This window comes from Variovorax sp. V118, from assembly GCF_041154445.1.
Classification (GTDB): Bacteria; Pseudomonadota; Gammaproteobacteria; order Burkholderiales; family Burkholderiaceae_C; genus Variovorax; species Variovorax boronicumulans.
Genome location: NZ_AP028663.1, coordinates 359,418 through 382,667, shown reverse-complemented (window position 1 = coordinate 382,667; position 23,250 = coordinate 359,418). Strand labels below are relative to the sequence as shown.

The following is a 23,250-nucleotide window of genomic DNA, read 5'->3' as shown; positions in this document are numbered from 1 at the left end:
CGACATGACCGCACCCACCGTCCTCATCGTTCCCGGCCTGCGCGACGCCGTCGCCAGCCACTGGCAGACCCTGCTCGCCGCACGCCTGCCGCGCGTGCGCGCGGTGCCGCCCATGGGCCGCGACGACCTCGACTGCGCCGCGCGCGTGGAAGCCATCGAGCGCGAGGCGCAGGCGGTCGAGGGGCCGCTGGTCATCGTGGCGCACAGCGGCGGCGTGGTGATGCTGGCGCACTGGGCGCAGCGCACGCGCCGGCCGGTGCGCGGCGCCCTGCTGGCCACGCCACCCGACTTCGAGCGGCCGATGCCCGAGGGCTACCCCAGCGTCGAGGCCCTGCGCGCCGGCGGCTGGCTGCCGGTGCCGACCGGGCCGCTGCCGTTCCCGAGCATCGTGGCGGCCAGCCGCAACGACCCGCTGGCGCCGTTCGAGCGCGTGGTGCAGATGGCGCAGGGCTGGGGCAGCCGCCTGGTCGACCTCGGCGAGGTCGGCCACCTCAACCCCGCCTCGGGCTACGGCGAATGGCCGGGCGCGCAGGCCTTTATCGACGAACTCTCGGCGGGCTGAGCCCTCTCTGCCCGCCCGCCCTTCCTACCGAAAGAAATTCCCATGGTCCAAGCCATCCGCTTCCACGAGACCGGCAGCGCCGACGTGCTCCAACTCGAACACGTCGAAGTCGGTGAACCCGGCCCGGGCCAGGCGCGCGTGCGCCACAGCCTCATCGCGGTCAACTTCATCGACATCTACTTCCGTACGGGGCGCTATCCGCTCGCACTGCCCAATGGCTTGGGCTCCGATGCCGTGGGCGTGGTCGAGGCCGTGGGCCCGGGCGTGACCGACATCCGCGTGGGAGATCGCGTGGGCTACCTCATCGGGCCGCAGGGTGCGTATTCGCAAGTACGCGTGATGCCCGCTGACGTACTCATCCCGCTGCCCGATGGCATCTCCGATCGCACCGCTGCCACGCTGATGATGAAGGGCATGACAGCGCAGTACCTCTTCCGCCAGGTCTATCCATTGAAAGGTGGCGAGACCATCCTGTACCACGCAGCCGCCGGTGGTGTGGGCCTCATCGCCTGTCAGTGGGCGCGTGCGATGGGCGTCACCATGATCGGCACTGTCAGCACCGACGAGAAGGCTGCGGTCGCCAAGGCCAACGGCTGCACCCACACCATCGTGACCTCGCGCGAGAACATCGCCCAGCGCGTGCGCGAGATCACCGAGGGGAAAGGCGTGCCCGTCGTGTACGACTCGGTGGGCAAGGACACGCTGGAAGCCTCGCTCGATTGCCTGCAGCCGCGCGGTACCTTGGTGAGCAACGGCACGTCGTCGGGCGCCGTGGTCGTCGATTCGCAGGTCCTGGCCGCCAAGGGTTCGATCTGGCTCACGCGACCCGCGATGGTTCACTACATCCACCCGCGCCCGCACATGCTGTCGATGGCCGACGAATTGTTCGGCCACGTGCTGGCCGGCCGCATCGTGAGCGAGCCTCAGCAGAGCTTCGCGCTGGCCGATGCCGCCGAAGCGCACCGCGCGCTCGAAGGTCGCAAGACCACCGGCGCCACCGTGCTCGTGCCCTGAGATTTTCATGACCGCTCTGTCTGTCGCCGCATGGCCGGCGCGCGGCCGCCTGCTCTTTCCCGGCGTGCTCGCCTGCGCGGTGGTCGCCGCCGCGTCCACCTTCTTGTCGCAGCACTACGGTGCGCCGGTGATGCTGTTCGCGCTCATCCTCGGCATGGCGATGAACTTTCTTTCGGCCGAAGGCCCGTGCAAGCCCGGCATCGAGTTCACCGCGCGTCACGTGCTGCGCTGGGGCGTGGCGCTGCTCGGGCTGCGCATCACGGCCGCGCAGGTGGTGGCGCTGGGCTGGCACCCGGTGCTGCTGGTGGCGGTGTCGCTGGTGCTGACCATCGGCGTGTCGATGGTCGTGGCACGGCTGATGGGCTTCAACGTGCTGTTCGGCCTGCTCAGCGGCGGCGCCACCGCGATCTGCGGCGCCTCGGCCGCGCTGGCGCTGGCCGCGGCGCTGCCGCCGCATCCGCTGAAGGAACGCGCCACGCTGTTCACGGTGGTGGGCGTGTCGGCGCTGTCGACGCTCACGATGATCGCCTACCCCCTGATCGCGCGCGCCCTGGGCATGGACGCGCACACGGCCGGCGTGTTCCTGGGCGCCACCATCCACGACGTGGCGCAGGTGGTGGGCGCGGGCTACGGCATGTCGCAGGCCACGGGCGACACGGCCACGCTGGTCAAGCTGATGCGCGTGGCGGCGCTGCTGCCGGTCATCCTGTTCGCCGTGATGTTCACGCGCGCCACCGGCAAGGCCGTGGGCGGCCAGCGCCCGCCGCTGCTGCCGTGGTTCGCGGTGGCGTTCGCCGCGCTGGTGGCGCTCAACAGCACGGGCTGGCTGCCGCCGTCGCTCGCCACCGCGGGCAGCGACCTGTCGCGCTGGTTCCTGGTGGCGGCCATGGCCGGCATCGGCATGAAGACGCAACTGCGCGAGCTGGTCGACGTGGGCCTCAAGCCGGTGGTGCTGATGGTCGGCGAGACCGTCTTCATCGCCGCGCTGGTGCTCGCGCTGCTGCGCTGGGCGCCCTGACACGCAGCCCCCACGACGACAGAGACGACAACACACACAACAACCAGGAGACAAGACCATGAAGAAGAAGACCCTCATCGCCGCCGCGGCCGCGACCCTCGCTGCCGGCGCTTCCCTCGCCCAGTCCTCGCTCACGCTGTTCGGCGTGATGGACGCGGGCGTGAGCCACTACCGCACCACCAGCAGTTCGTACAACCCGCTGCGCCCGGCCGAGCTGCGCCAGAGCCAGACCGTGCTGTCGCCCTCGGGCAATGCGTCCAGCCGCATCGGCTTTCGCGGCACCGAGGACCTGGGCGGCGGGCTGGCCGCGAGCTTCTGGCTGGAAGCGCCGCTGAGCAACGACACGGGCAGCGGCATCACGAACTTCGGACGCCGCTCCACGCTCAGCCTCAGCGGGCCCTTCGGCGAAGTGCGCCTGGGCCGCGACTACACGGCCTCGTTCTGGAACGACGCGGTGTTCGACCCCTTCAGCGTCAACGGCGTGGGCACCAACCTGATCGCGGTGGTCAACAGCAACATCGCGGCCTCGCGCGCGCTGGCCACGGGCGGCCTGCTGAACGGCGGGCTCTCGGCCGGCACCGACAGCTACCTGCGCACGAGCAACGCCATCAGCTACTTCCTGCCGCCGAACCTGGGCGGCTTCTACGGCCAGGTGCAGTACGCGCTGCACGAGAACACGAAGGTCAGCAACACGCCCGACAGCCCCTCGCAACGCGGGCGCTACGTGGGCGGGCGCATCGGCTGGGCCAGCGGCCCGGCCGACGTGGCGCTGGGCTACGGCGAGAGCACGCTGGCCAGCGCCGCCGCGCAGAGCGAGAGGATCAAGAGCCTGAACCTCGGCGCCTCGTACGACTTCGGCGTGGTGAAGGTGTTCGGCGAATGGTCGCGCGTGCGTGACGTGCGCCACAGCGCCACGCCGTTTGCCAACGGCGCGCTGAATCTGAGCGACCGCTACGACGGCCTCATGGCCGGCGTGAACGTGCCGCTGGGCGCGGGCGTGGTGCGCGCCTCGTATGCACGCGTACGCTTCGTCAACGGCTTGGGCCTGCCGGACGGCAACTCGTCGGTCAACAAGCTGGCGCTGGGCTACGTGCACAACCTCTCCAAGCGCACGGCGTTGTATGCCTCGGTGGCGCGCATCCACATCGCCAACGGCCGCAACAACCCGACGGTGATGGGCGTGACGCCGCTGGTGCTGAGCCTGCCGGCAATCTTCCCGCAGCCGGCCTACGCGACCACCAACGGCATGCAGCCGCATCGGGCGCTGGGCTACGACGTTGGCATTCGCATGGCCTTCTGACGGCCTGAAAACAGCGGCGGCGCCCCCCGCGCCGTCGCCTCGGTGTGGCACGATCCACGGATGCTTCAACCGTCCCGCCGCATCCCGTACCGCACCTGGCCGGGCGCGCTCGCGATCCTCCTGGCCATTGCCGCGTATGTCGGCGGCCTGACCTTCTGGAACAACCACACGCCCGGCAGCCGGCCGCTGCCCGCGGGCGAGACGGTGTCGGTCGCCCACGCACGCTTCGAGCCCGCGCCGGGCTGGCAGATGGACGTGTCGCGCTCCAAGGCCGGCCAGTCGCTCATGCTCTTCAAGGGCGGCCACAAGTTCCTCGTGACCACGCGCCTGTGGATGGGCGGACCCGACGGCCCCATGGTGCGCCAGCAGCGGCTCATGGAGCGCGGCCAGGGCCTGACCGTCGAAGGCGACGTGTCCGACTTCGTCACCGGCTGGGGCCTGCAGGGCAAGACCTTCGCCTACTACGGCGCCAAGCTCGCCGGCCGCTTCTGGCAGGTGGTCGACACGCCGCGTCGCTCGCTGGTGCAGATCGACGTGTACGGCCCCACCGACGGCTTCAACGAAGCGCTGGCCGATGCCCGCAGGATGCTGGACTCGATGGACCTGGAGGCACCGCTGTGAGCACCACCACCGAAGCCACCGTTGCCACGCAGGAAGACGCCGACTGGCCCATCGGCACCGACTCGTTCTTCCAGCCGCAGCGCGCCGCGTTCTGGCTGCTGGCGGCGTTGATCCTCAACGGCCTGTTCTACACGGTGTCGATGTTCTCGCTGGGCTTTCGCGTGGTGCCCGTCACCGCGCTGCTGGGCCTGCTGGTGTGGGGCGGCTACACGGCGGCCTTCGTGCTGTTTTTCCGCACGCTCGACCTGCTGGAGCAGCACCCGCCCGAGGCCTACGTGCTGGCCTTTGCGTGGGGCGGGCTGGGCGCGGTGTACTTCGCGGCACCGGCCAACATCGCCATCCAGAGCCTGTGCGCCAAGCTGGTGTCGCCGGAGTTCGTGGCGGCGTGGGGGCCGGCCATCGCGGGGCCGATCACCGAAGAGTTCCTGAAGCTGGCCGGCGTGATCCTGCTGGTGCTGATCGCGCGCAACCAGTTCGAAACGTACCTGTCGGTGCTGATCGTCGGCGCCATGGCCGGGCTGGGCTTCCAGGTGATCGAGAACCTGAGCTACACGGTGAACAGCGCCGTGAACTTCCCGCTCGAGAACCAGGTGTACCCGGTGCTCTACCACCTGCTCATGCGCGGGCTGCTGAGCGGGCTGTGGAGCCACGCGGCCTACACCACCATCGCTTCGTTCGGCGTGGCGTGGTTCCTGCTCAACCCGCAGCGCTCGATGGCGGCGCGCATCGGCTGCGCCCTCTTCTACTTCGCGCTGGCGTGGGCGATGCACTTCATCTGGAACTCGCCGCTGCTGGAAGACCGCTTCGACGACGGCTTTGTCGGCATCGCGCTGCTGCTGATCGTCAAGGGCATTCCGGTGGTGATCGCCGCCGCCTTCGTCTGGCGCGCCGCCGCGCGCGAGAACGGCACCTACCTGCACGCGCTGGCGGCCTACTTCGTGCCCGAGCGCGAGCTGATCCGCGACGACGAATGGGTGCGCCTGGGCGCGCCGCTGCTGCGCTACCGCGTGCGCCGCGACATGGGCAAGGAATTCGGCAAGCGCGCCCGGCGCCTGAAGGCGCAGCTGCAGCGCGAGCAGCTGCGGCTCATCCTGAAGGCCGGCACGCACGGGCGTGGGCCGCAGACGCGGCGCCATGAAGTCGCGGTGCGCCGCCTGCGGGCCGAGCTCGACCTGCTCACCCGGCCGCAGGGCTGAGGGGCCGTTGCGCTTACTTCGCCGGCAGGTACAGGCGCGGATCGACGGCCTTGCCGCGGTAGCGGATCTCGAAGTGCAGCTTGGCGCGGCCGCCCTCGGCCGGGCCGATCTCGGCGAGCTTCTGGCCGCGCTGCACGCGCTGGCCCTGCTTCACGCCCACGGTGCCCACGTTGGTGTAGATCGACATGTAGGAGCCGCCGTGGTCGACCATGATGACGCTGCCGTAGCCGCGCATCGTTTCCGTCGCGGCCACCGAGCCGGCGCCGATCGCGTGCACGGGCTCGCCGCTGCTGCCGCCGATGTCCAGGCCCTTGTTGCTATTGCCGTTGAAGCCGGCGATGACCGCGCCCTGCGTCGGCCAGCCCCAGTCGCTGCGCCGCGAGGCGGGCGGCACGACGGGGTCGCGCTCGCGGGGTGCGGGCGTGGGCTTGGCTTTTTCGGCACTGCCGCTGCCGCCGCTGCTGCGCGGCGGGGGCGTGGCCGCCCCTGTCGTGGCGCCGCCCGGCGGCACCACGCGCAGCACCTGCCCGGCTTCGAGCTGGTCGGGGTCCTTGATCTGGTTCCAGCGGGCGATCTCGGCCGTCGTCCGGCCGTTCCGCTGCGCGATGCGGTAGAGCGTGTCGCCCGTCTGCACGACGTACTCGCCGGGGCCCGCCACCGGCGTGCTGGGCGTGGTGGAGCATGCGCCCACCAGCAATGCCGCCGTCAACGCGGCGCACGCGCCCCATCTTCTCCCTGTCACAACCACGCGCTGAGTCCTTTCTGATTCATCCGGATCGCGCGACCTCGCGGGGCGAGGCGCGCCTGAACAATCCGGCAAGGCTACCAGCAGTCGTTGCGCGGACATTGCGTCCGCGGGAGCGCCCCTATTTCTTCGGCTGCAGCAGCTGCTGCAGGTTCGCCATGTTCTCGTTCAGGCGGTCCTGCACCACCTTCCAGCTGTTGTTGCGCGCCTGCGCTTCCAGCTGCGCCAGTTCGCGGAAGTTGTCGACCGCCTGCTGCACGCCGCGCTGCGCGACCTCGGCCTGTTTGGAGATGGCGTCCTTGCCGGTGGCGTCCTTCAGTGCGTCCTGCCACTGGGCCAGCGTGTCGCGCAGGATCTCGCCGCGCCGCTGCGCCAGCGACTGGATGCCTTCGTAGGCCTGCCGGTTGGCCTCGGCCAGCGCCTCCATGTCCTTGCGCTGCCACTCCACGAGCGCGCCGACGTCCACGCCGGGCAGCTTGAGCTGCTCGATCAGCTTGCTGAAATCTTCCATCGACGGCAGCGCCGTGGGAAAGAGCGGGTTGGCGTTGGCTGCGGTCTTGCTGGTTGCCATGGATCGAATCTCCTTGTGTGAATGAAATAGCGGGTAACAAGAAATCAGGCCGGCGCGAACTGCGTGCGCCCGGCGGCGGCGGGCCGCATCACGCGCAGCAGCACCACGCCGGACAGCAGCCACAGCCCGATCGCCAGGAACATGCTGTTGTCCGAACTGCCGGTGGCGGTGGTGATCCACGCGGTGATCACCGGCATCACGGCGGGCCCGAGGTTGCCCAGGCTGCTGATCAGCGCGATGCCGCCGGCCGCCGACTTGCGCGGCAGGTACTCGCTGATGGCCGCGAAGAAGATCGGCGTGTTGGCCGACTGGCCGATGCTCATGACCGCCAGACCCGCCAGCGCCAGCACCAGGTTGCCGCCGCTGAAGACGGCCACCAGCAGGCCGGCCGAGGCCAGCGCCACGCAGAAGAAGAAGTGCTTGCGCCGCTCCAGGTGCTTGTCGGAGCTGCGCCCGACGAACACCATGCCCACGGCGCCGAAGACCGCCGGGATGGCCGACAGCAGGCCGACCATGAACACGTCGCCCACGCCCCAGTTCTTGATGAGCGTGGGCACCAGGAACACCAGCGTGTAGTTGGCGCCCAGGAACAGGAAGTACACGAAGGCCATCGTGAACACCTTCGGGTCGCGCAGCAGCGCCCAGAACGAGCCGTGCGAGGCGGTCTCCACCGCATGCGGCTCGTTGTCCAGGTGGTTGCGCAGCGCGAGCTTCTCCGAAGGCGTGAGCCAGTTGGCCTGCTCGGGCTTGTCCTTCAGGTAGAAGAACGCGACGATGCCCAGCACCGAGGCCGGCAGCCCCTGCACCACGAACAGCCACTGCCAGCCGTGGTGGCCGCCCAGGCCGTTCATGTACTTCATGATCCAGCCCGACAGCGGGCCGGCCAGCAGGTAGCCGATGGCCGTGGCCGTCATGAAGATCGAGATCACCTTGCAGCGCCGCGCCGAGGGGTACCAGTAGGTGAGGTACAGGATGATCCCCGGGAAGAAGCCCGCCTCGAACGCGCCCAGCAGGAAACGCAGCACGTAGAACTGCGTGGTGGTCTCCACGAACATCATGGCCGAGGCCACGAGCCCCCAGCAGAACATGATGCGCAGCAGCGTCTTGCGCGCGCCGATCTTCTCGAGCATGAGGTTGCTGGGCACCTCGAAGAGAAAGTAGCCGATGAAGAAGATGCCCGCGCCCAGCGCGTAGGCCTCGTTGCTGAAGGCCAGCGTCTGCTTCATCTGCAGCTGCGCGAAGCCGATGTTGATGCGGTCGATGAAGGCGACGATGTAGCAGAGGATCAACAGCGGCAGCAGGTGCCAGCTGACCTTCGAAAACAAAGCCTCGTCCGCCGCGTTGTACGGCGCGCGGGCGGGGACCTGCGCAGAAGTGGGGGTCATGGTCTTGCTTTCCTTTGGGGTCGGTCGGTGAAGTGATCGGCGGGAAGGCTAGGCCGCGGCGGCGGCGCGCTTGCCCTTGGCAGGCGCGGCCGGCTTGCGCGGCGCGCGGGGCTTCTTGCTGGCGGGAGCGGCAGCAGTGGCAGCCGCACGCGGCTTGGCGGCGGCCGGCGCCTTCGCGCGGCGCGGGGCCTTGGCGGGCACGACCTCGGCTGGCGCCTCTTTCACGACCGCCGGCTTGGCCGCACTCTCGACGCTGGGCAGCCGCTCGATCTGCCGCAGCGCCGCGCGCAGGTGGCTGATCAGCTCGTACGACTCTTCCTGCGACAGGATGCGGCGGCAGGCCGTGAGGCCGAAGTCGAGCGAGCCCGCGTAGCTCTGCACCGTGATGTTCAGCGCGCTGCCGTGGTACGGGATCGACACCGGGTAGAAGTGCATCATCCGCGCGCCCGCCACGTAGAGCGTGGCGCCCGGCCCCGGCACGTTCGAGATCAGCACGTTGGCCGCAGGCGGCACACGGCGCGCCAGGTTGGAGCGGCCGTACAGCGACGCCAGGCTGGTCATGAGCCAGGGCGAGCCGGTGATCGGCATGTCGACGCCGAGCACGGGCTTGAGCTCGCGCACCACGGCCTTGGCCGCCTCCGACGAGGCATGGATCGCCTTGAAGCGCTCGGCCGCATCGCCGATGTCGGTCGCCAGGTCGACGCGCACCATCGACACCTGGTTGTTCATCGCGTCGTCGCCCTCGGCGCGCAGGCTCACGGGCACGCCGGCGATCAGCGCCTCTTTCGGCAGCAGGTTGCGCTCCTTCAGGAAGCGGGCCAGCGCCTCGCTGCACATCGCCATCACGATGGTGTTGACGGTGCCGCCCACGCGCTTGCCCAGCGCCTTGAGTTCGTCGAAGGGCAGCGACATCGTGCTGTACGAGCGCTGGTTGGTGATGGCGTCGTTGAACATGCTCTTGGGCGCCATGCCCAGGCTCAGGCGGCGCTCGCCCTTGCCGGTCTGCTGGCTCGCGAGCACGCTGCCGGCCGCCGTGAGGGCGCGCGCGGCCGCCGGCAGCAGCTCGGCGAGCTTGCGGTACTGGCGCGCCGAGTTGGACACCGCCGCCTGCAGCAGTTCGGCCACGCCGAGCTGGTAGTGGCTGCCGCTGCCGCGCTTGCGGCGCGCGGGCGGCACCTCGCGCATCTGCGCCGTGGTGTCGTAGAGCACCTTGGCCAGCTCGGTGCCGGCCTTGCCGTCGACGCCGCTGTGGTGGGCCTTGGTGTAGAAGGCCACCTGGCCGTTCTCCAGGCCTTCGATGACGTACATCTCCCACAGCGGGCGGCTGCGGTCGAGCAGGCTGGAATGCAGGCGCGCCACGAGGTGGTGCAGCTGCTCCATGGTGCCGGGGCGGCGCAGCGTGAGGCTGCGCACGTGGTAGTCCAGGTCGATGTCGTCGTCGTCGATCCACACCGGCTCGGCCAGCTCGAAGGGCATCTGCGCGAGCTTGCGCGTGAGCACCGACGCCAGGTGCAGCCGCTTGCCCAGCATGCCCTTCACGTCTTCGTAGTAGTCGCCCCGGTAGCCCTCGGGCAGGTCCAGGAGCATGAGGCTGCCGACGTGCATCGGCGTCTCGGGAGTTTCAAGGTGCAGGAACGACGCGTCCATGCTGCTCAGGTGGTCCATGGCGTGGCCTCTTTCGTCGGTGGAATCGGTGGGAATTGGGGAATGCGCGCGCTCAGGCGGTGGCCGCGGCGACGGCCTGCTTGCGCAGCTCTTCGTCCACGAGGTCTTTCTTGGAGAGCTTGCCCACCGCCGTCTTGGGCAGCGCGGCGCGGATCTCCAGGGCCTGCACCATCTCGTGCTTGCCCACGCGCTCCTTGAGAAAGCTTTGCAGGGCCTTGATGTCGAAGGCCTCGGCGCCGGGTTTGAGCGTGACGAAGGCCTTGGGCGACTGGCCGCGGTATTCGTCGGGCACGCCGATCACCGCCACCTCATGCACCGCCGGGTGCTGGTAGATGGCCTCTTCGAGCACGCGCGGATAGACGTTGTAGCCGCTGCACAGCAGCATGTCCTTGCAGCGGTCGACGATGAAGACGAAGCCGTCCTCGTCCATGTAGCCCACGTCGCCGGTGCGAAAGAAGCCGTCGAAGGTGGTGCTGTCGGCCGTGGCCTCGGGCTTGTTCCAGTAGCCCTTCATCACGTTGGGGCCCTGGATGCACATCTCGCCCTTCTCGCCCAGCGGCACGTAGCGCGCGGGGTCTTCGAGGTCGAGCATCTTGATGACCACGCCCGGGTGCGGAATGCCGCACGAGCCCGCCTTGCGCTGGCCGTGCGCGGGCGAGAAGGTGCCGGTGGGCGATGTTTCCGTCATGCCCCAGCCTTCGGCCAGCCAGGTGCCGGTGATGGCACGGAAGCGCTCGCCGACCTCCATCGGCAGCGGCGCGCCGCCCGAGTTGCACAGCTTGAGCGAGTGCAGGTCGTACTGCGGCGTGTCGGGGTCGCCGATCACCGCGGTGAACATGGTGGGCACGCCGCAGAAGGTGGTGAGCTTCTTCTCGGCGATGTCGCGCAGCGCGGCCTTGGGGTCGAAGCGCAGGTGCTGCACGATCTCGGCCGCCAGGCGCACGCCCAGCAGCAGGTTGACCGTGAGCGCGTAGATGTGAAACGGTGGCAGCACCGCGAGCAGCCGCTCGGTGCCCATCTGCAGCACGGGCGGCGTGCCCGACTGCGTGATCACCACCTGCTCGCAGGCCGACGACAGGTTGGCGTGCGTGAGCATCGCGCCCTTGGGCAGGCCGGTGGTGCCGCCCGTGTACTGCAGGATGGCCAGCGCCTCGCGCGGATCGCCGAGGGGGTGCGGCGTGTAGCGGCCGTCGTTGTCGAGCAGTTCGGAAAAATGCAGGTGGTGCTCGTCGCCCGAGATCTCGACCGTCTCGTTCTTCGCCTTCATCTGCGCGGCCACCTGCTCGGGCGCGCCCGTCATCTCGGCGAGGTTGCCGACGATGAGCTTCTTCAGCCGGGTCTTGCCGAGCATGGCGGCCATCTGCGGGTACAGCGCGGCCAGGTCGAGCGTGATGAGGACATCGGTCTGGCTGTCCTCGATCTTGTGCTCGAGCACCTTCGCCGCATCGAGCGGCGAGTAGTTGACCACCGTGCCGCCCGCCTGCAGCACGCCGAACAGCGCGACCAGGTAGTGCGGCGTGTTGGGCAGGAACAGGCCGACGTGCACGCCGGGGCGCACGCCCAGGGCCTGCAGCCCCTTGGCGGCGCGATCGACGAGCGCGCCGAGTTCGCGGTAGTTCAGCCGCTTGCCCATGAAGTCGATGGCCGGCCGGTCGGGAAAACCGGCCACGGCGTCGGCCAGGATCTGCTGGACCGAGGTGGGCGTGATCTCGTGGTCCCACGCCACGCCTTCGGGGTAGGAAGCCAGCCAGGGCTTGCTGTTCATGTGCGTCTCCAGGAAGTGAGTGAGTTGGTGATGCGACGCTTCAGGCGGCCTTGCGCACATCGCGGTGCGGATCGAGGTACAGCAGGCGGCGCAGGCCTTCGCGGCGAAACGGCTTCCACTGGCCCTCGGGCTGCGCGAGCCGGTCGGCGATGGCGTAGAGCACCACGGGGTTGTGGCCGAGGCCGCAGTGGCTGCCCTCGACCTCGATGTTTTCCGAGGTCGCGGTCTCGCGTTCGCGGCAGCCCTGCCAGGCCACGATGCCGTCGCTGCGGCTGTAGATGGCGCTGGCCGGCACGGGCGGCGGCGTGCGCATGCGCTCGCGCTCGGGCCAGTCCTCGACCTTGCGCTCGCTCACCATCTCGTACAGCCGCCACGCGTTGCTCGCGCGCGGCTCGCCGGCGAACGGGCTGCCCAGCGTGATGACGCTGCGCACCTGCGAGGGCGCGCGCCGCGCCAGCTCGCGTGCGAACACACCGCCCAGGCTCCAGCCGACGATGCTCACCTTGCGCTGGTAGCGCTCGTGCAGCTCGGCCAGGCGCTCCTGCATCTGGTCTTCCACACCGGGGCGCGGGCCGAAGTTGGGGCCGAGCTTCCATCCGTGCGCGCGGTAGCCGCGGTCGCGCAGGAAAGCGCGCAGCGGTTGCGTCGAGGCGTCGCTCGCCGAGAGGCCGGGCAGCACGAGCACCGGGTGCCCGTCGCCCGCGGGCGCCATGCGCAGCATCGGGGCCATGGTGAAGAACGCGGACAGCTCCGCCACGGCGCGCCACTCGAGCATCAGCAGGCGGCGGGACGGCGGGGCCATCGAAGAAGATTCGGTCATGGTCATCTCGGGAGTGGAGGGAAAAGAAAAAGAGAAAAAGAGAAGGCGAAGAAAAAGCCCGACGTGCAGACGCGATGCACACGGCTACCCGGTCGGGCGGTCGTTCGAGAGAGGATCGAGATCGGGGAAAAGGGGTGAAGGCGCCGCGCAACGGCGGCGCCCGGCCTGTGCGGCGGCACGCATGCATGGTGTGAACCCGCCGCGTACGTCCAGTCCGTGCCGGGCATGCCGGCACGCGCGAGGTGCATCCATGTGTTGTCTCCTGTCGGCCTCGTCCGGGCCTTCAGCGAGGCTCGGATCGGGCACTTTGTTGTCGTTGCTCTGGGCGCCATCTTTTCGCGGTGAGGTCGACAAGAAAAGGTGCGATGCGACCACTTCGCGGTGATTTCGGGACGCGCATTTGAACGCCGCGCAGGCGCGGCTCACAACTGCGAACAGATGTGTGGATCGACGGCCACGCGAACGCCGAACGAGGGCGCGCGCGTGCGAATCAGCGGTGGTTCACGATGCCCGATGCGGCATCGCGCAGGCGCGGCTCAGGCCTTCGCCGCGCGGTAGTCCTGCGGGCTGCGGCCGGTCCAGCGCACGAAGGCGTGGCGGAAGTTCGAGGCGTCGCTGTAGCCCAGCCGCTCGGCGATTTCCTCGGTGGTCATGCGCGTGGTGCGCAGGTACTCGATGGCCAGCACGCGGCGCACGTCGGCCAGGATGCCGCGGTAGGTCGTGCCTTCGGTCTCGAGGCGTCGGCGCAAGGTGCGCGGATGGATCGACAACTCCGAAGCCATCGGCTCGATGGTCGGAAAGCGCCACGGCATGTGGTCGATCAGCGTGCGCCGCACCACCGACGAGACACCGCCCGAGCGCGGCAGATCGGCCAGCACCTGCTGGCACATCTCGCTCACCATCGCATGCGTGACCGAGTCGGGCAGCCGCGACGGATGGCCCACCCACGGCGAGCCCACATGCAGTTCGTCGCGCGGCTGGCCGAACGCCACGGGGCAGCAGAACAGGGTGCGGTAGGCGCTCAAATCTTCGGGCTCGGCAAAGCGCACGTGCAATGCAGAGAGACCGAACGACGGACCGAAGAGATCGCGCCCCAGCCGCAGGTGCACCGCAAAGGCGAACTCGAGCGCGAAGCGGTACAGCGGGTCTTGCGGGTCGGACGACAGCAGCACCTCGTAGGGCAGCACCGCGGTGCCGCCGCTGCAGGTGTACGACACCGGCCCGGCCACGGGGCCCATGACGCGGTTGTACTTGATGGTGAAGTCCATCAGGTCGGCATGCGTGGGGCTGCTCAGCAGCCCGTAGCCGTACATGCCGTAGGCCGTGAGGTGCATGCGGATGCCCGCGCGAAAGGCGATGCTGGGACCGGGCGCGAGGCGCACCGCGTTGCGGAAGACCACGGCCGCCTGCTCGTAGGAAATCCGCGTCGCCGGTGCGCGCAGCTGGTCTTCCGTCAGGCCACTTCCGCTCAGGGTTTGTTCCGGTGCGATGCCTTCTTCGGCCAGGGTGGCGACGATGGCTGCGACGCGCTGGGGTCCGTAGACGCGTGACGCGAAGTCGGGTGGCGAACGATGCACGACGATTCAATCCCTTCAGAACACATGCCTTCGATGGCGAGGCCGCCACTGGCCTCGCACTCCAAGGTCGTCGCAGGATATCGAAGCGTTCTGCACGCGCAGACTCGGAGTTTCCCGATAGCGCCAAATTGTCCCGAAGTCACTCCCGGTTGGTCTGAACGAACCTTTCTCGCGCTGGTGCCCCACGGAAAGATCGTCCACGAAACACCGTCCCGGCCGCAGGGCACAAAGCGCAACGCGCGCCGGTTGCCTTTCGCTTCTCTTGCTTTCTCTCCCCTTCCTTTTCACCGCCACGCCCCATGCAACGCGACCCCTCCTCCCCTTCGTTCGCTTCGTCCAACGGCATCGAGCTGGCCTACGACGGCTTCGGCGATCCGGCGGCGCCACCGCTGCTGCTCATCATGGGCCTGGGCACGCAGATGATTGCGTGGGACGAAGCCTTCTGCGAACGCCTGGCCGGTCGCGGCTACCGCGTCATCCGCTTCGACAACCGCGACATCGGACTGTCCACGCGCCTGAGCGCCGCGGGTATTCCCGACGTGGCCAAGCTGCTCGGACAAGCGCTGGCCGGCGTGCCGGTGAGCGCGAGCCAGGTGCCGTACACGCTGGCCCACATGGCCGACGATGCGGTCGGCCTGCTCGACGCGCTGGGCATCGACAGCGCCCACATCGTCGGCGCCTCGATGGGCGGTGCCATCGGCCAGGAGATCGCGCTGCGCCATCCGGCGCGCGTGCGCACGCTGGTGTCGATCATGGCCACCAGTGGCGCCCCCGACCTGCCGCCGCCCCAACCCCAGGCGCTGCAGGTGCTGCTCACGCCCACGCCGCTGGACCGCGACGGCTACATCGCGCGCCAGCAGCAGGTGATGAAGGTGCTGCGCGCCGGCTCGCATCCCGACGAAGAGGCGCTCGACGCCGCGCGCGCGGAACGCAGTTTCGAACGCGGCCTGCACCCCGCCGGCTACGCGCGCCAGCTCGCGGCCATCATCGCGTCAGGCAGTCGCAGGGAGCGGCTGGCGTCGCTGAAGGCGCCGACGCTGGTGATCCATGGCGATGTCGATCCGCTGGTGCCGATCGAATGCGGGAAGGACGTGGCGCGCCACGTGCCCGGCGCGCGGATGGTGACCATCGAGGGCATGGGGCACGCGCTGCCGAAGGTGACGTGGGCGCCGGTGATCGATGCGATTGCGGGGCACGCGGTCGTGGGCCGCTGATCCAGCGTTCAGTCGGGCGCGCGCTCTCGCCGCCAGGCCTGCGCATGGCCCAGGAAGGCGCGAAGCTGCGAGGGCCGCACCGGCTTGACGAGCACCGGCAGGCCGGCCTCGCGTGCCGCCGCCAGCGAATCGCCGCCGACGTCGCCGGTCACGATCAACGCGGGCAACTCGGCTTCGTTCAACGCAAGGCGCAGGTCCGCGATGGCCTGCAGGCCGCTCGCCTGCAGGCCCAGCCGCAGGTCCACCACCAGCGCATCGGGCTGGAAGCCCGCCTGCAGACAGGCCACCGCGCCCGCCATGTCGCTCGCGGCGCGGACCTCCGCGCCCCAGGAGGCCAGCAGCCCCTGAAGCGCCTGCAACGAACTCTGGTCGTCGTCGAGCACGAGCACGCGCGCGGCCAACGCGGCAGTCGATGACGCGGCGAGCCGTTCGGCATCCTCCGCCCGGCCGCTCTCGGCCGCATCGGCCAACGGCACCTGCACGTCGAACACGCTGCCCTGCCCCGGCTGCGAGCGCACGGTCACGCGCAGGTCGAGCAGCTCGCTCAGGCGCTTCACGGTCGCGAGGCCCAGGCCGTAGCCCAGGCGCCGGTCGCGCGCGGGGTTGTCGACTTGATAGAACTCGTCGAAAACGTGCGACAGGTGCTCGGGCGCGATGCCGATGCCCGTGTCTTCGATGGCCAGCCGCAGCCGGCCGTTGTCGACCCGGCCGCCGATCCGCACGGTGCCCTTGTGCGTGTAGCGGATGGCGTTCGCCAGCAGGTTGGTGACGACACGCGTGAGCAAGGCGCGGTCGCTGCGGACGGTGGCGGGGTCGATGGCCAGCTCGAACGTCAGCCCCTTGGCCGCGGCCACGGCCTGGTGCGGTCGGCAGCAGTCGCGCAGCAGCTCGTCGATGGCGAAGAGCGACCACTGCGGGCTGATCGATCCGGCATCGGCGCGCGTGATGTCGAGCAGGTCGTCCACCACGTCGGTCATGCCGTCGGCGCAGGCCACCAGCTGCTCGGAGAGCGCCTGCACCTGCGGCTGCGTGCTGACCGTGTACAGGGTCTGCGCCAGCAGCGCCATCGCGTTGAGCGGCTGGCGCAGGTCGTGATTGGCCGAGGCAAAGAAACGCATGCGTGCCGCCACGGCTTCTTCGGCGGTCTGGCGGGCCGAGCGGCTGCGCTCGTTTTCGGCGCTCAGTGCGGTCACCAGTTCGGCATTGCGCCGGCGCTGCGCCTGGATCTCGTGCAGCGCACGAGAGAGCTCGCGGGAACTCAGCAGCGTGTAGACGCCGATGAGCGTCACGATCAGCGCCATGGCCAGGTGGTAGCTGCCGCCAAACCAGATGTCGCGCAGCACCAGCGGGCCGAGGATGAGCACCACATAGGCCATGGCCGCCCGCCCGATCGTCGAGAGGCGGATCGCGCCACCGAGCGACACCGTCACCATCGCGATGTGAAGAATGGCCTCGGCCTGCGCCGGCCCTTCGTGCCACAGCAGCGCACTGAGCACGCCCCAGAGCAAGGCCAGCAACTGGTTGCTGGCCATGACGGGCCACACCATCGCCGCCAGGTTCGCGCGCAGCCCGGGGCGCACCGCCCAGGCCAGCCAGAGGCCTATCCGCGCGGCGATGACCAGGCCATAGACGACGAGCCACGCCCGCACTTGCGGCCGTCGGGGCCCGCTGCGTATTCGAGGTAGCAGAGCAAGCCGCCGACCGCGGCCAGCATCCACGACCACGGCGTGGAGCGGATCATCTGCGTCAGCTGCTCGAGCTGCAGGTCCGACAGGGCCGACCACGCGCGGATGCGTGCGTGCGGAGCGGGCGCCGCGACCTCCTCCGCCACCACGTCGGCGTTGGAAGGGGCCTGCACCGGGGACGACGCGCTCATCTCATTCCTGCGCCAGCCACAGCCCCGCGCGCCGCGCCTGGACCAGCAGATGGGTGCGGTTGCGCGCGTCCATCGTGTCGAGCAGCGCCGTGATGTGGAGCTTGACCGTGCGCTCCGCGATCGCCAGCTCGGCGGCGATCTGCTTGTTCTGGCGGCCTTGCGCCACCAGCAGCAGCACTTCGAGCTGGCGCGGCGTGAGGCTCGCGACCTGCGGGCCGGTGCGCGAGGCCAGCACATCGAAAGCCTCGCCACCGGCGGCCACCTCGTCCAGCGCCGCCGCGATGTGTGCCACCGAGCGCGACTTGCCGATGAAGCCGGCCGCTCCCGCAGCGCGTGCGCGGGCGGCGAGTGCCGGCTCTTCGTCGCCCGAGATCATCAGGCGCGACACGAGGGGATGCCGGGCACCGAAGAGACGCAGGCCTTCGAGGCCGTCTTCACCGCCCAGGCGGTAGTCGATCAGCACGATGTCGGGCGCACATTGCGAGGCCCGCGCTACGCCCTCGGCCAGCGAGAGCGCGGTCTGCACTTCGAAGTCGGGACGGGCGTGCGTCAACGCATGCGCAAAGCCGACACCGAACAGCGGGTGATCGTCGACAAGCAGGAGTTTCATGGTGCCGTGATCCTCGGGTGCGGGCCCGGCCCGCGCCCTCTCCTCGTAGGGCGCCATTGTTGTCTACGCCGGCGCGTCGGTGCCACGCCGGCTTTCGCGAAGCCTCAGTTGCAACGGCCGGCCGCGCGCAGCAGCGCATTGCACGCGGGCGCAGGGGCGGTCGCCGGCCGCGTGGCGGAGCGGCGCGCGGACGCGGGGGCGTCGCTCTGGCGCATCTCCTGGCAGATGGCATCGCTGACCACCCGGCCCACCACCGACACCGCCCCCTCCACGTAGCAGCTGTAGACCCGTCCGCCGTCGGTGCGGGCCTGGAAGGTCGTCTGCACGCCGCTGTCGGCCCGGTTCGAGATCGTGAACGCCTGCGGCGGCAGGCCCAGCGCCCGAGAGGTGTTCGTGACGATGGCGTCGTCGGTCACGGCATGCGAAGCGCATCCGCCTGCCAGAACGGCAGCCATGAGAAGCCAGGGCAGGCAGAAGAGCGTGCGTGAAGAGGTCATGCCAGCAGCCTATCGGGACACCTTGCAACGGCCCATAGCACCTTCGGGCAGGTGCCCGAAGGTGCTATGGGCTGCACGCGAAGCCGTCCCTACGATCCGCCCCTCTTGAACGAACAAGCAAGCAACCACAGAAGGCGCCGGGCCCCGGCGCCAGCGGATGAGGAGGAACACAGACATGACGAAGACGAGCAGCTACGGACGGTGGATGGTGTGCGCAGGGGCGCTGGCCCTGCTGGCGGCCTGCGGCGGTGGTGGCGGCGGATCGGGCGGCGACGCGATGCCGCCCCTGGGCATCTTCCCGCCCGCGCCCCCGCCGACGGCAGTGACGCATCGCCTGGAGGTCGGCATCACCGGCAACGGGCGCGTCGGATCGCAGCCCGCGGGCATCGACTGCACCGATCGCTGCAGCGCGGATTTCAGCGCGGGCACCGAGGTCGTCCTCGCGGCCACGCCAGCCGCAGGACAGGTGCTCGGCAATTGGGGCGGCGCATGCAGCGGCAACGCCAGCACCTGCACCGTGCGGATGGACGCGGCGCTCGGCGTGACGGCCACCTTCGTGGCGGCTCCGCCCGTGATCGGCTGGGGCGATGCCTCGGCGCTGTCGGCCGGCGGCGCCAGCATGCCGAAGACCGCGATCGATGCGCAGGGCCGCGCGCTGGTCGTGTGGCGCCAGATCGAAGGCAACCCCCAGGTGGATCGCCTGTGGGGCAGCCGCTACCTGCCCGGCAGCGGCTGGACCGCGCCGCAGCGCCTCGAGGCCAACGCCGGCGGCGTGCGCGACATCCGCATCGCCATCGACAAGCCCAGCGGCCGCGCCGTCGTGCTGTGGACCCAGCTGAGTTCCGTGACCGGCTACGACCTGTGGGCGCTGCCCGTCGACCCCGCGGGCGGCTGGGGCAGCCCCGCGCTGCTGGAAACCGACACCGGCATCGTCGGCAACGCCAGCGTGGGCATCGACGCCAACGGCAACGCCGTCGCCGTGTGGTCGCAGATCGGCCCGGCCACGCGCTTCAGCATCTATGCCAACCGCTACACCCCGGCCGGCGGCTGGGGCACCGCCGCGCTCGTCGAGACCAACGAGGTCGTGGGCAGCGTCGACGGCGACCCGGCCGTCGTGGTCGCGGGGTCGGGCGAATCGATCGCGGTGTGGAAGCGCTCCGACGGCAGCAGCGCCTCGCTGTGGACCAACCGCGCCAACGCAAGCGGCACCTGGACCACGGCCACCGAACTCGTGCCCGACACCGGCACCGGCCACTCCATCGGTGCCCACGACCTGGCGATCGACGCCGCCGGCAACGCCCTGCTCGCCTGGGGCCAGGCCGACCTGCCCGGGGGCAGCAACCAGTGGGAGAGCGCCGTGTGGTTCAAGCGCTTCTCGGCGGGGGCATGGCAGAGCGGCACCGCACGGGTGGGCGCACCGTTCGTCGCCACGCAAGCGTTGCTGAGCACGCCTGTGCTGCGCATGAATGCGGCGGGTGCGGCGGTCGTGAGTTGGGGGCGGCTGGACAACGCGCTCATGGCGGCGACGGCGGCGCCGGGGGCTGCATTCGGCGCGGACCGTGTGGTGAGGGCAGCGGCTTCACAGGCGTTGGCGAGCTTGCCTGCATTGGGTGTGGACGATGCGACCAATGCGCTGGTGGCGTGGGCGCAGGGGAATGGGGTGGGGACGAGCGATCTGTATGCGGCTCGGCACACGCCGGCCGGTGGTTGGGAGACGCCGGTGGCTCAGGAGGGCACGGATGAGATTGCGACTTCGCCGGATCTGGCGATGAATGAAGTGGGGAATGCGGTGTTGGCTTGGCAGCAGTTTGAGGCTGCGAGTGGGACGCGCATTCTGGTGCGGAGGTACGGGTCGGGGAGGTAGGTTGCGTGAGGGGGCAAGTGGCTTGTCCCCAATCGCGAGCCTGCATGAACAACGGGCTGATGGCGGAGAGTGTGGCCGCGCATTCTAACTCCGAGTCAATACAGGGGCAACCAACAAAGCAAAAAAATCCTTTAGTACCAGCCACTTAGAAGATATGTTGGCACAAGAAAATCCATCAAAAACCAAGGCAGTGCAACTTATAAAGGGGGTAACATAGGGGGTATAGCCCGTTAGGATGCGGAATTGGGCTATACAACTTTTGTATGCGACACAACCTTCTCACCGACGCCGCCGTAAAAAGCAAAAACAAGGCCCCCGGCTATTACCTCGACGGGCGCGGCTTGTACCTGCAAATTGCCCCAAAGGGCGGCCGCTCCTGGTTGTTGCGCTACACCATGAGTGGCAAAACCCGCGAAATGGGGTTGGGTTCGATATTCGACGTGGGGCTGGCCCGCGCCCGGGAGTTGGCCCAGCAGCAACGCGAGTTGGTTGCCCAGGGGGTCGATCCCATTACGCACCGTGACAAGCTACGGGTTCAGCGCAGCATCGCCGAAACACAGGCAACGCAGGCCAGCGTGACCTTCGAGGCTTGCGCTCGGGAGTACCACACGGCGCATGTCGACAACTGGAAGAACGCCAAACATGGCGACCAATGGATCAATACGCTGTCGACCTACGTCTTCCCAGTCTGCGGCAAGCTGCCGATAGGAGCTGTGGGCAAAGCTGAAATCCAAAAAGCCCTCCTCCCCATCTGGAAGAAGAAGGCCGAGACTGCAAGCCGGGTGTTCCAACGTATTCGAACGGTCATCAACTACGGCGCGGCAAAAGACTACTGCATGGGTCAGGACCAAGAGTTCTGGGAGCAGTTGAAGATGGCTTTGGGAGCCAACGATCGGGCGCGGAAAGTAGAGCACCATGCTTCATGTCCACACGCAGAAGCGGGAGCGTTGCTTGCGAACGTGAAAGCGGGCACGGCCACGCCGATGGTGAAGCTGGCATTTGAATTCATCGTGTTGACGGGCGCGCGCAGTGGGGAGGTGCGAGGAGCTCGGTGGTCCGAGTTCGACACTCATCTCTCAAGTTGGACGGTGCCGGGGGAACGCATGAAGGCCGGGCGGGATCACAGAGTGCCGTTGTCACAGCGAGCTCATGCGATCTTGCTTCAGGCACGCGAGCAACAAGGACTCAACGCAGTCAAGACTGGAGACAGCTTGGTGTTTCCCAACCCTAGCGGCAAGCCCTATAGCGACATGGTATTCACCCAGCTGATGCGACGCATGGAGCTTCCTTACACGATGCACGGGTTCCGAGCCAGCTTTCGCACTTGGGGCATGGAGGCAACCCAGTATCCGGACGAAATGCTCGAGTTCGCACTCGCACACGTCGTTGGGGATCAGACGGTACGCGCCTATGCCCGCAGCGACATGGTGGAAAAACGCAAGCACCTAATGGAAGACTGGGCTACCTACCTTCGAGGGTAAAGGGGACGATGACCGCTTCGGACCCTTTCACGGCGGCGACGCGATTGACGACAGTCGGCCGATTCTGTTGAAAGACTCGGTCGCAGCGCTCACCGCTGCACCTTGGCGAAAATCGACCTCTCAGATCGATCCAGGATCGACGATCGCGGCCCAGGGAATGGTTTTGACCACCCCTGCAAATGTGCCCAAGAGAGCGCCACTCGAGTTTTTCAACAGAATCGGCCAAAACCCGTCGTTCGCCGGTGCGGGCCAATACGCCGAATAGCGGACGTTTTTCGCTGTCCTCCGCAACTGTCAGACCGAGTAGCGGAGATTTGGCCCGGAGCAGGATTCCTGTCCATAGTCTGGCCCGAGACACTCACGGGCAAACCGGCTGCGATGACGGAATGGCGAGCGAGGTTCATACCGGCGGTGCCCGCGGTGAGCACACATCCGATGATGGCGTCCTCCACCTCGGCGCCCTCGATGCCCGCGCGTTGCACCGCATGGGTGATGGCGTGCGCCACCATGGTTGGCGACTTCGTGTGATTCAGTGCTCCCCTGAACGCCCGGCCGATGCCAGTGCGAGCGGTAGAGACGATGACTGCTTCTCTCATGAGGCGTTTCCGTTGGTTAATGCGATGTGGTTGTGGTAAGTCGGGCGCAAGGTTCGCGCGACGCCCCAATCGATTGCGATGCGAAGTTGGCCATGCTTGGCGTGCGAGCTCATCGTTGCGCTCCCGCCTCACAGGCAGCAATCTGGTCGACTGCGGCTTGTTTAGATGGAGTCTCGCTGCGACGTACCTTCATTTGCTCAGCCTCAACCCTTGCGACGCCGCCAAGAAAGAGATCAACGACCATGCTCGCCACGTCGGGATGGCTCAAGGCACCTTCAGGCTTCATCCAAGTGACCATCCAATTGATCATTCCGAACATGAGCATGGTGAGCGGCTTGGCCAGATGGGCGTCCAGCTCGTCGATCATCATCTCCTCGATCGCCGCTGCGCAGCTTTCAACCACCCTCTTTTGCTTGTCTCCAATTCGCGCCATGTCGGCCGCGCGGAGAAACCGCGCGTCTCGCAACAGTACCTGATGCTTGCTCTCGGCGCGCTTGTTTTCAGCAACGATCCGGTGGATGAGGAGGTGAAAACGCTCTTCCCCATGAGTTCCAAGTTCAGCCTCGTCGGTGACTATTGCAACAAGTCGGGAAGAATGATCGTCGGCCATGGCGACAAGCATTTCATATTTGTCTTGAAAGTAGTGGTACAGAGTGGCTTTCGAGACCCCACACTCGACGGCCACCTCGTTCATGGATGTCGACGAATAGCCATTCCTAGCGAACAGAGTGGCCGCGCATTCAAGGATCCGGTCCTTCTGGACTTCGTAGTTGACTGCCTTCCCGCGTGGCATGCTAGATATCTCCCAATGCTCGAATCGTCTGGGTGAGAAGATTGCTGGTCACGACCATCCTTGAGCGTGAACTCGGCGCA

Annotated in this window: 22 protein-coding genes; 9 read left to right on the top strand and 13 right to left on the bottom strand. The window is 68.2% G+C overall.

What is annotated here, in order from left to right:
• The first annotated feature begins 4 nt into the window (after positions 1-4).
• From ACAM52_RS01725 to ACAM52_RS01700, 6 genes are read left to right on the top strand one after another with little or no spacing between them, the layout of a single operon-like run.
• On the top strand, positions 5-562 hold the full coding sequence (locus ACAM52_RS01725) for an RBBP9/YdeN family alpha/beta hydrolase (RefSeq protein WP_369645937.1): 558 nt from the start codon (positions 5-7) through the stop codon (positions 560-562).
• A gap of 42 nt (positions 563-604) precedes the next feature.
• A complete protein-coding gene (locus tag ACAM52_RS01720) occupies positions 605-1,576 on the top strand; it encodes a quinone oxidoreductase (protein ID WP_307694971.1) in 972 nt (323 codons plus the stop codon).
• Positions 1,577-1,583: 7 nt separating this feature from the next.
• Positions 1,584-2,594, top strand: coding sequence for a YeiH family protein (locus tag ACAM52_RS01715; RefSeq protein ID WP_369645936.1), 1,011 nt, complete (start codon positions 1,584-1,586; stop codon positions 2,592-2,594).
• A gap of 58 nt (positions 2,595-2,652) precedes the next feature.
• A complete protein-coding gene (locus ACAM52_RS01710) occupies positions 2,653-3,894 on the top strand; it encodes a porin (protein ID WP_369645935.1) in 1,242 nt (413 codons plus the stop codon).
• Positions 3,895-3,954: 60 nt separating this feature from the next.
• Complete coding sequence (locus ACAM52_RS01705; RefSeq protein ID WP_062482400.1) at positions 3,955-4,515, top strand: hypothetical protein; 561 nt, start codon at positions 3,955-3,957, stop codon at positions 4,513-4,515.
• Positions 4,512-5,711, top strand: a complete 1,200-nt coding sequence (locus tag ACAM52_RS01700; protein WP_369645934.1) for a PrsW family intramembrane metalloprotease — start codon at positions 4,512-4,514, stop codon at positions 5,709-5,711. Before ACAM52_RS01705 ends, ACAM52_RS01700 begins: the two co-directional genes overlap by 4 nt.
• A gap of 13 nt (positions 5,712-5,724) precedes the next feature.
• On the opposite strand, the gene ACAM52_RS01695 is transcribed toward ACAM52_RS01700, so the two are convergent.
• From ACAM52_RS01695 to ACAM52_RS01665, 7 genes are all read right to left on the bottom strand, one after another.
• A complete protein-coding gene (locus tag ACAM52_RS01695; RefSeq protein ID WP_369645933.1) occupies positions 5,725-6,402 on the bottom strand; it encodes a peptidoglycan DD-metalloendopeptidase family protein in 678 nt (225 codons plus the stop codon).
• 175 nt (positions 6,403-6,577) lie between these two features.
• Positions 6,578-7,027, bottom strand: a complete 450-nt coding sequence (gene phaP, locus ACAM52_RS01690; RefSeq protein WP_062482377.1) for a TIGR01841 family phasin — start codon at positions 7,025-7,027, stop codon at positions 6,578-6,580.
• A 44-nt stretch (positions 7,028-7,071) separates the two neighbouring features.
• On the bottom strand, positions 7,072-8,412 hold the full coding sequence (locus ACAM52_RS01685) for an MFS transporter (protein ID WP_070062054.1): 1,341 nt from the start codon (positions 8,410-8,412) through the stop codon (positions 7,072-7,074).
• 48 nt (positions 8,413-8,460) lie between these two features.
• A complete protein-coding gene (locus ACAM52_RS01680) occupies positions 8,461-10,077 on the bottom strand; it encodes a wax ester/triacylglycerol synthase family O-acyltransferase (protein ID WP_369645932.1) in 1,617 nt (538 codons plus the stop codon).
• Positions 10,078-10,129: 52 nt separating this feature from the next.
• Positions 10,130-11,842 carry a long-chain fatty acid--CoA ligase gene (locus ACAM52_RS01675; protein WP_369645931.1) on the bottom strand — a complete coding sequence of 571 codons (1,713 nt, stop codon included), beginning with the start codon at positions 11,840-11,842 and terminating at the stop codon, positions 10,130-10,132.
• Between the two features lie 40 nt (positions 11,843-11,882).
• Positions 11,883-12,662: a triacylglycerol lipase gene (locus ACAM52_RS01670; protein ID WP_095948796.1), complete on the bottom strand. Its 780-nt coding sequence runs from the start codon at positions 12,660-12,662 to the stop codon at positions 11,883-11,885.
• A 536-nt stretch (positions 12,663-13,198) separates the two neighbouring features.
• Positions 13,199-14,239 (bottom strand): AraC family transcriptional regulator, encoded by a 1,041-nt coding sequence (locus tag ACAM52_RS01665; RefSeq protein WP_369645930.1) that lies wholly within the window; start codon positions 14,237-14,239, stop codon positions 13,199-13,201.
• A gap of 299 nt (positions 14,240-14,538) precedes the next feature.
• On the opposite strand from ACAM52_RS01665, the gene ACAM52_RS01660 reads away from it, so the two are divergent.
• The gene (locus tag ACAM52_RS01660) at positions 14,539-15,453 is read left to right on the top strand and encodes an alpha/beta fold hydrolase (RefSeq protein ID WP_369645929.1); all 915 of its coding nucleotides are present in this window, start codon (positions 14,539-14,541) and stop codon (positions 15,451-15,453) included.
• Positions 15,454-15,461: 8 nt separating this feature from the next.
• Here ACAM52_RS01660 and ACAM52_RS01655 read toward each other — a convergent pair whose 3' ends face one another.
• The 4 genes from ACAM52_RS01655 to ACAM52_RS01640 all read right to left on the bottom strand — a co-directional run bounded on the left by ACAM52_RS01655 (position 15,462) and on the right by ACAM52_RS01640 (position 18,436).
• Entirely contained in the window at positions 15,462-17,102 is a 1,641-nt protein-coding gene (locus ACAM52_RS01655) for an ATP-binding protein (protein WP_369645928.1), read from the bottom strand.
• Positions 17,054-17,329, bottom strand: coding sequence for a hypothetical protein (locus ACAM52_RS01650; protein WP_369645927.1), 276 nt, complete (start codon positions 17,327-17,329; stop codon positions 17,054-17,056). Before ACAM52_RS01650 ends, ACAM52_RS01655 begins: the two co-directional genes overlap by 49 nt.
• Before the next feature lies 1 nt (position 17,330).
• Entirely contained in the window at positions 17,331-17,939 is a 609-nt protein-coding gene (locus ACAM52_RS01645) for a response regulator transcription factor (RefSeq protein ID WP_354342359.1), read from the bottom strand.
• A 104-nt stretch (positions 17,940-18,043) separates the two neighbouring features.
• Positions 18,044-18,436, bottom strand: a complete 393-nt coding sequence (locus tag ACAM52_RS01640; protein ID WP_369645926.1) for a hypothetical protein — start codon at positions 18,434-18,436, stop codon at positions 18,044-18,046.
• A 175-nt stretch (positions 18,437-18,611) separates the two neighbouring features.
• Between ACAM52_RS01640 and ACAM52_RS01635 the strand changes: the two genes are divergently transcribed.
• Complete coding sequence (locus ACAM52_RS01635) at positions 18,612-20,300, top strand: hypothetical protein (protein WP_369645925.1); 1,689 nt, start codon at positions 18,612-18,614, stop codon at positions 20,298-20,300.
• 263 nt (positions 20,301-20,563) lie between these two features.
• Complete coding sequence (locus ACAM52_RS01630; RefSeq protein ID WP_369645924.1) at positions 20,564-21,781, top strand: tyrosine-type recombinase/integrase; 1,218 nt, start codon at positions 20,564-20,566, stop codon at positions 21,779-21,781.
• Between the two features lie 209 nt (positions 21,782-21,990).
• On the opposite strand, the gene ACAM52_RS01625 is transcribed toward ACAM52_RS01630, so the two are convergent.
• A complete protein-coding gene (locus tag ACAM52_RS01625) occupies positions 21,991-22,377 on the bottom strand; it encodes a hypothetical protein (RefSeq protein WP_369645923.1) in 387 nt (128 codons plus the stop codon).
• A 109-nt stretch (positions 22,378-22,486) separates the two neighbouring features.
• Positions 22,487-23,071, bottom strand: a complete 585-nt coding sequence (locus ACAM52_RS01620) for a TetR/AcrR family transcriptional regulator (protein ID WP_369645922.1) — start codon at positions 23,069-23,071, stop codon at positions 22,487-22,489.
• Positions 23,072-23,250: the final 179 nt, after the last annotated feature.

What these genes read in the sequence shown, in the direction of transcription:
- ACAM52_RS01725 (WP_369645937.1), top strand. Translation starts at nt 5, where the DNA reads ATGACCGCACCCACCGTCCTCATCGTTCCCGGCCTGCGCGACGCCGTC.
- ACAM52_RS01720 (WP_307694971.1), top strand. Translation starts at nt 605, where the DNA reads ATGGTCCAAGCCATCCGCTTCCACGAGACCGGCAGCGCCGACGTGCTC.
- ACAM52_RS01715 (WP_369645936.1), top strand. Translation starts at nt 1,584, where the DNA reads ATGACCGCTCTGTCTGTCGCCGCATGGCCGGCGCGCGGCCGCCTGCTC.
- ACAM52_RS01710 (WP_369645935.1), top strand. Translation starts at nt 2,653, where the DNA reads ATGAAGAAGAAGACCCTCATCGCCGCCGCGGCCGCGACCCTCGCTGCC.
- ACAM52_RS01705 (WP_062482400.1), top strand. Translation starts at nt 3,955, where the DNA reads ATGCTTCAACCGTCCCGCCGCATCCCGTACCGCACCTGGCCGGGCGCG.
- phaP (WP_062482377.1), bottom strand. Translation starts at nt 7,027, where the DNA reads ATGGCAACCAGCAAGACCGCAGCCAACGCCAACCCGCTCTTTCCCACG.
- ACAM52_RS01685 (WP_070062054.1), bottom strand. Translation starts at nt 8,412, where the DNA reads ATGACCCCCACTTCTGCGCAGGTCCCCGCCCGCGCGCCGTACAACGCG.
- ACAM52_RS01680 (WP_369645932.1), bottom strand. Translation starts at nt 10,077, where the DNA reads ATGGACCACCTGAGCAGCATGGACGCGTCGTTCCTGCACCTTGAAACT.
- ACAM52_RS01675 (WP_369645931.1), bottom strand. Translation starts at nt 11,842, where the DNA reads ATGAACAGCAAGCCCTGGCTGGCTTCCTACCCCGAAGGCGTGGCGTGG.
- ACAM52_RS01670 (WP_095948796.1), bottom strand. Translation starts at nt 12,662, where the DNA reads ATGACCGAATCTTCTTCGATGGCCCCGCCGTCCCGCCGCCTGCTGATG.
- ACAM52_RS01660 (WP_369645929.1), top strand. Translation starts at nt 14,539, where the DNA reads ATGCAACGCGACCCCTCCTCCCCTTCGTTCGCTTCGTCCAACGGCATC.
- ACAM52_RS01650 (WP_369645927.1), bottom strand. Translation starts at nt 17,329, where the DNA reads ATGAGCGCGTCGTCCCCGGTGCAGGCCCCTTCCAACGCCGACGTGGTG.
- ACAM52_RS01645 (WP_354342359.1), bottom strand. Translation starts at nt 17,939, where the DNA reads ATGAAACTCCTGCTTGTCGACGATCACCCGCTGTTCGGTGTCGGCTTT.
- ACAM52_RS01640 (WP_369645926.1), bottom strand. Translation starts at nt 18,436, where the DNA reads ATGACCTCTTCACGCACGCTCTTCTGCCTGCCCTGGCTTCTCATGGCT.
- ACAM52_RS01635 (WP_369645925.1), top strand. Translation starts at nt 18,612, where the DNA reads ATGACGAAGACGAGCAGCTACGGACGGTGGATGGTGTGCGCAGGGGCG.
- ACAM52_RS01630 (WP_369645924.1), top strand. Translation starts at nt 20,564, where the DNA reads ATGCGACACAACCTTCTCACCGACGCCGCCGTAAAAAGCAAAAACAAG.
- ACAM52_RS01625 (WP_369645923.1), bottom strand. Translation starts at nt 22,377, where the DNA reads ATGAGAGAAGCAGTCATCGTCTCTACCGCTCGCACTGGCATCGGCCGG.
- ACAM52_RS01620 (WP_369645922.1), bottom strand. Translation starts at nt 23,071, where the DNA reads ATGAACGAGGTGGCCGTCGAGTGTGGGGTCTCGAAAGCCACTCTGTAC.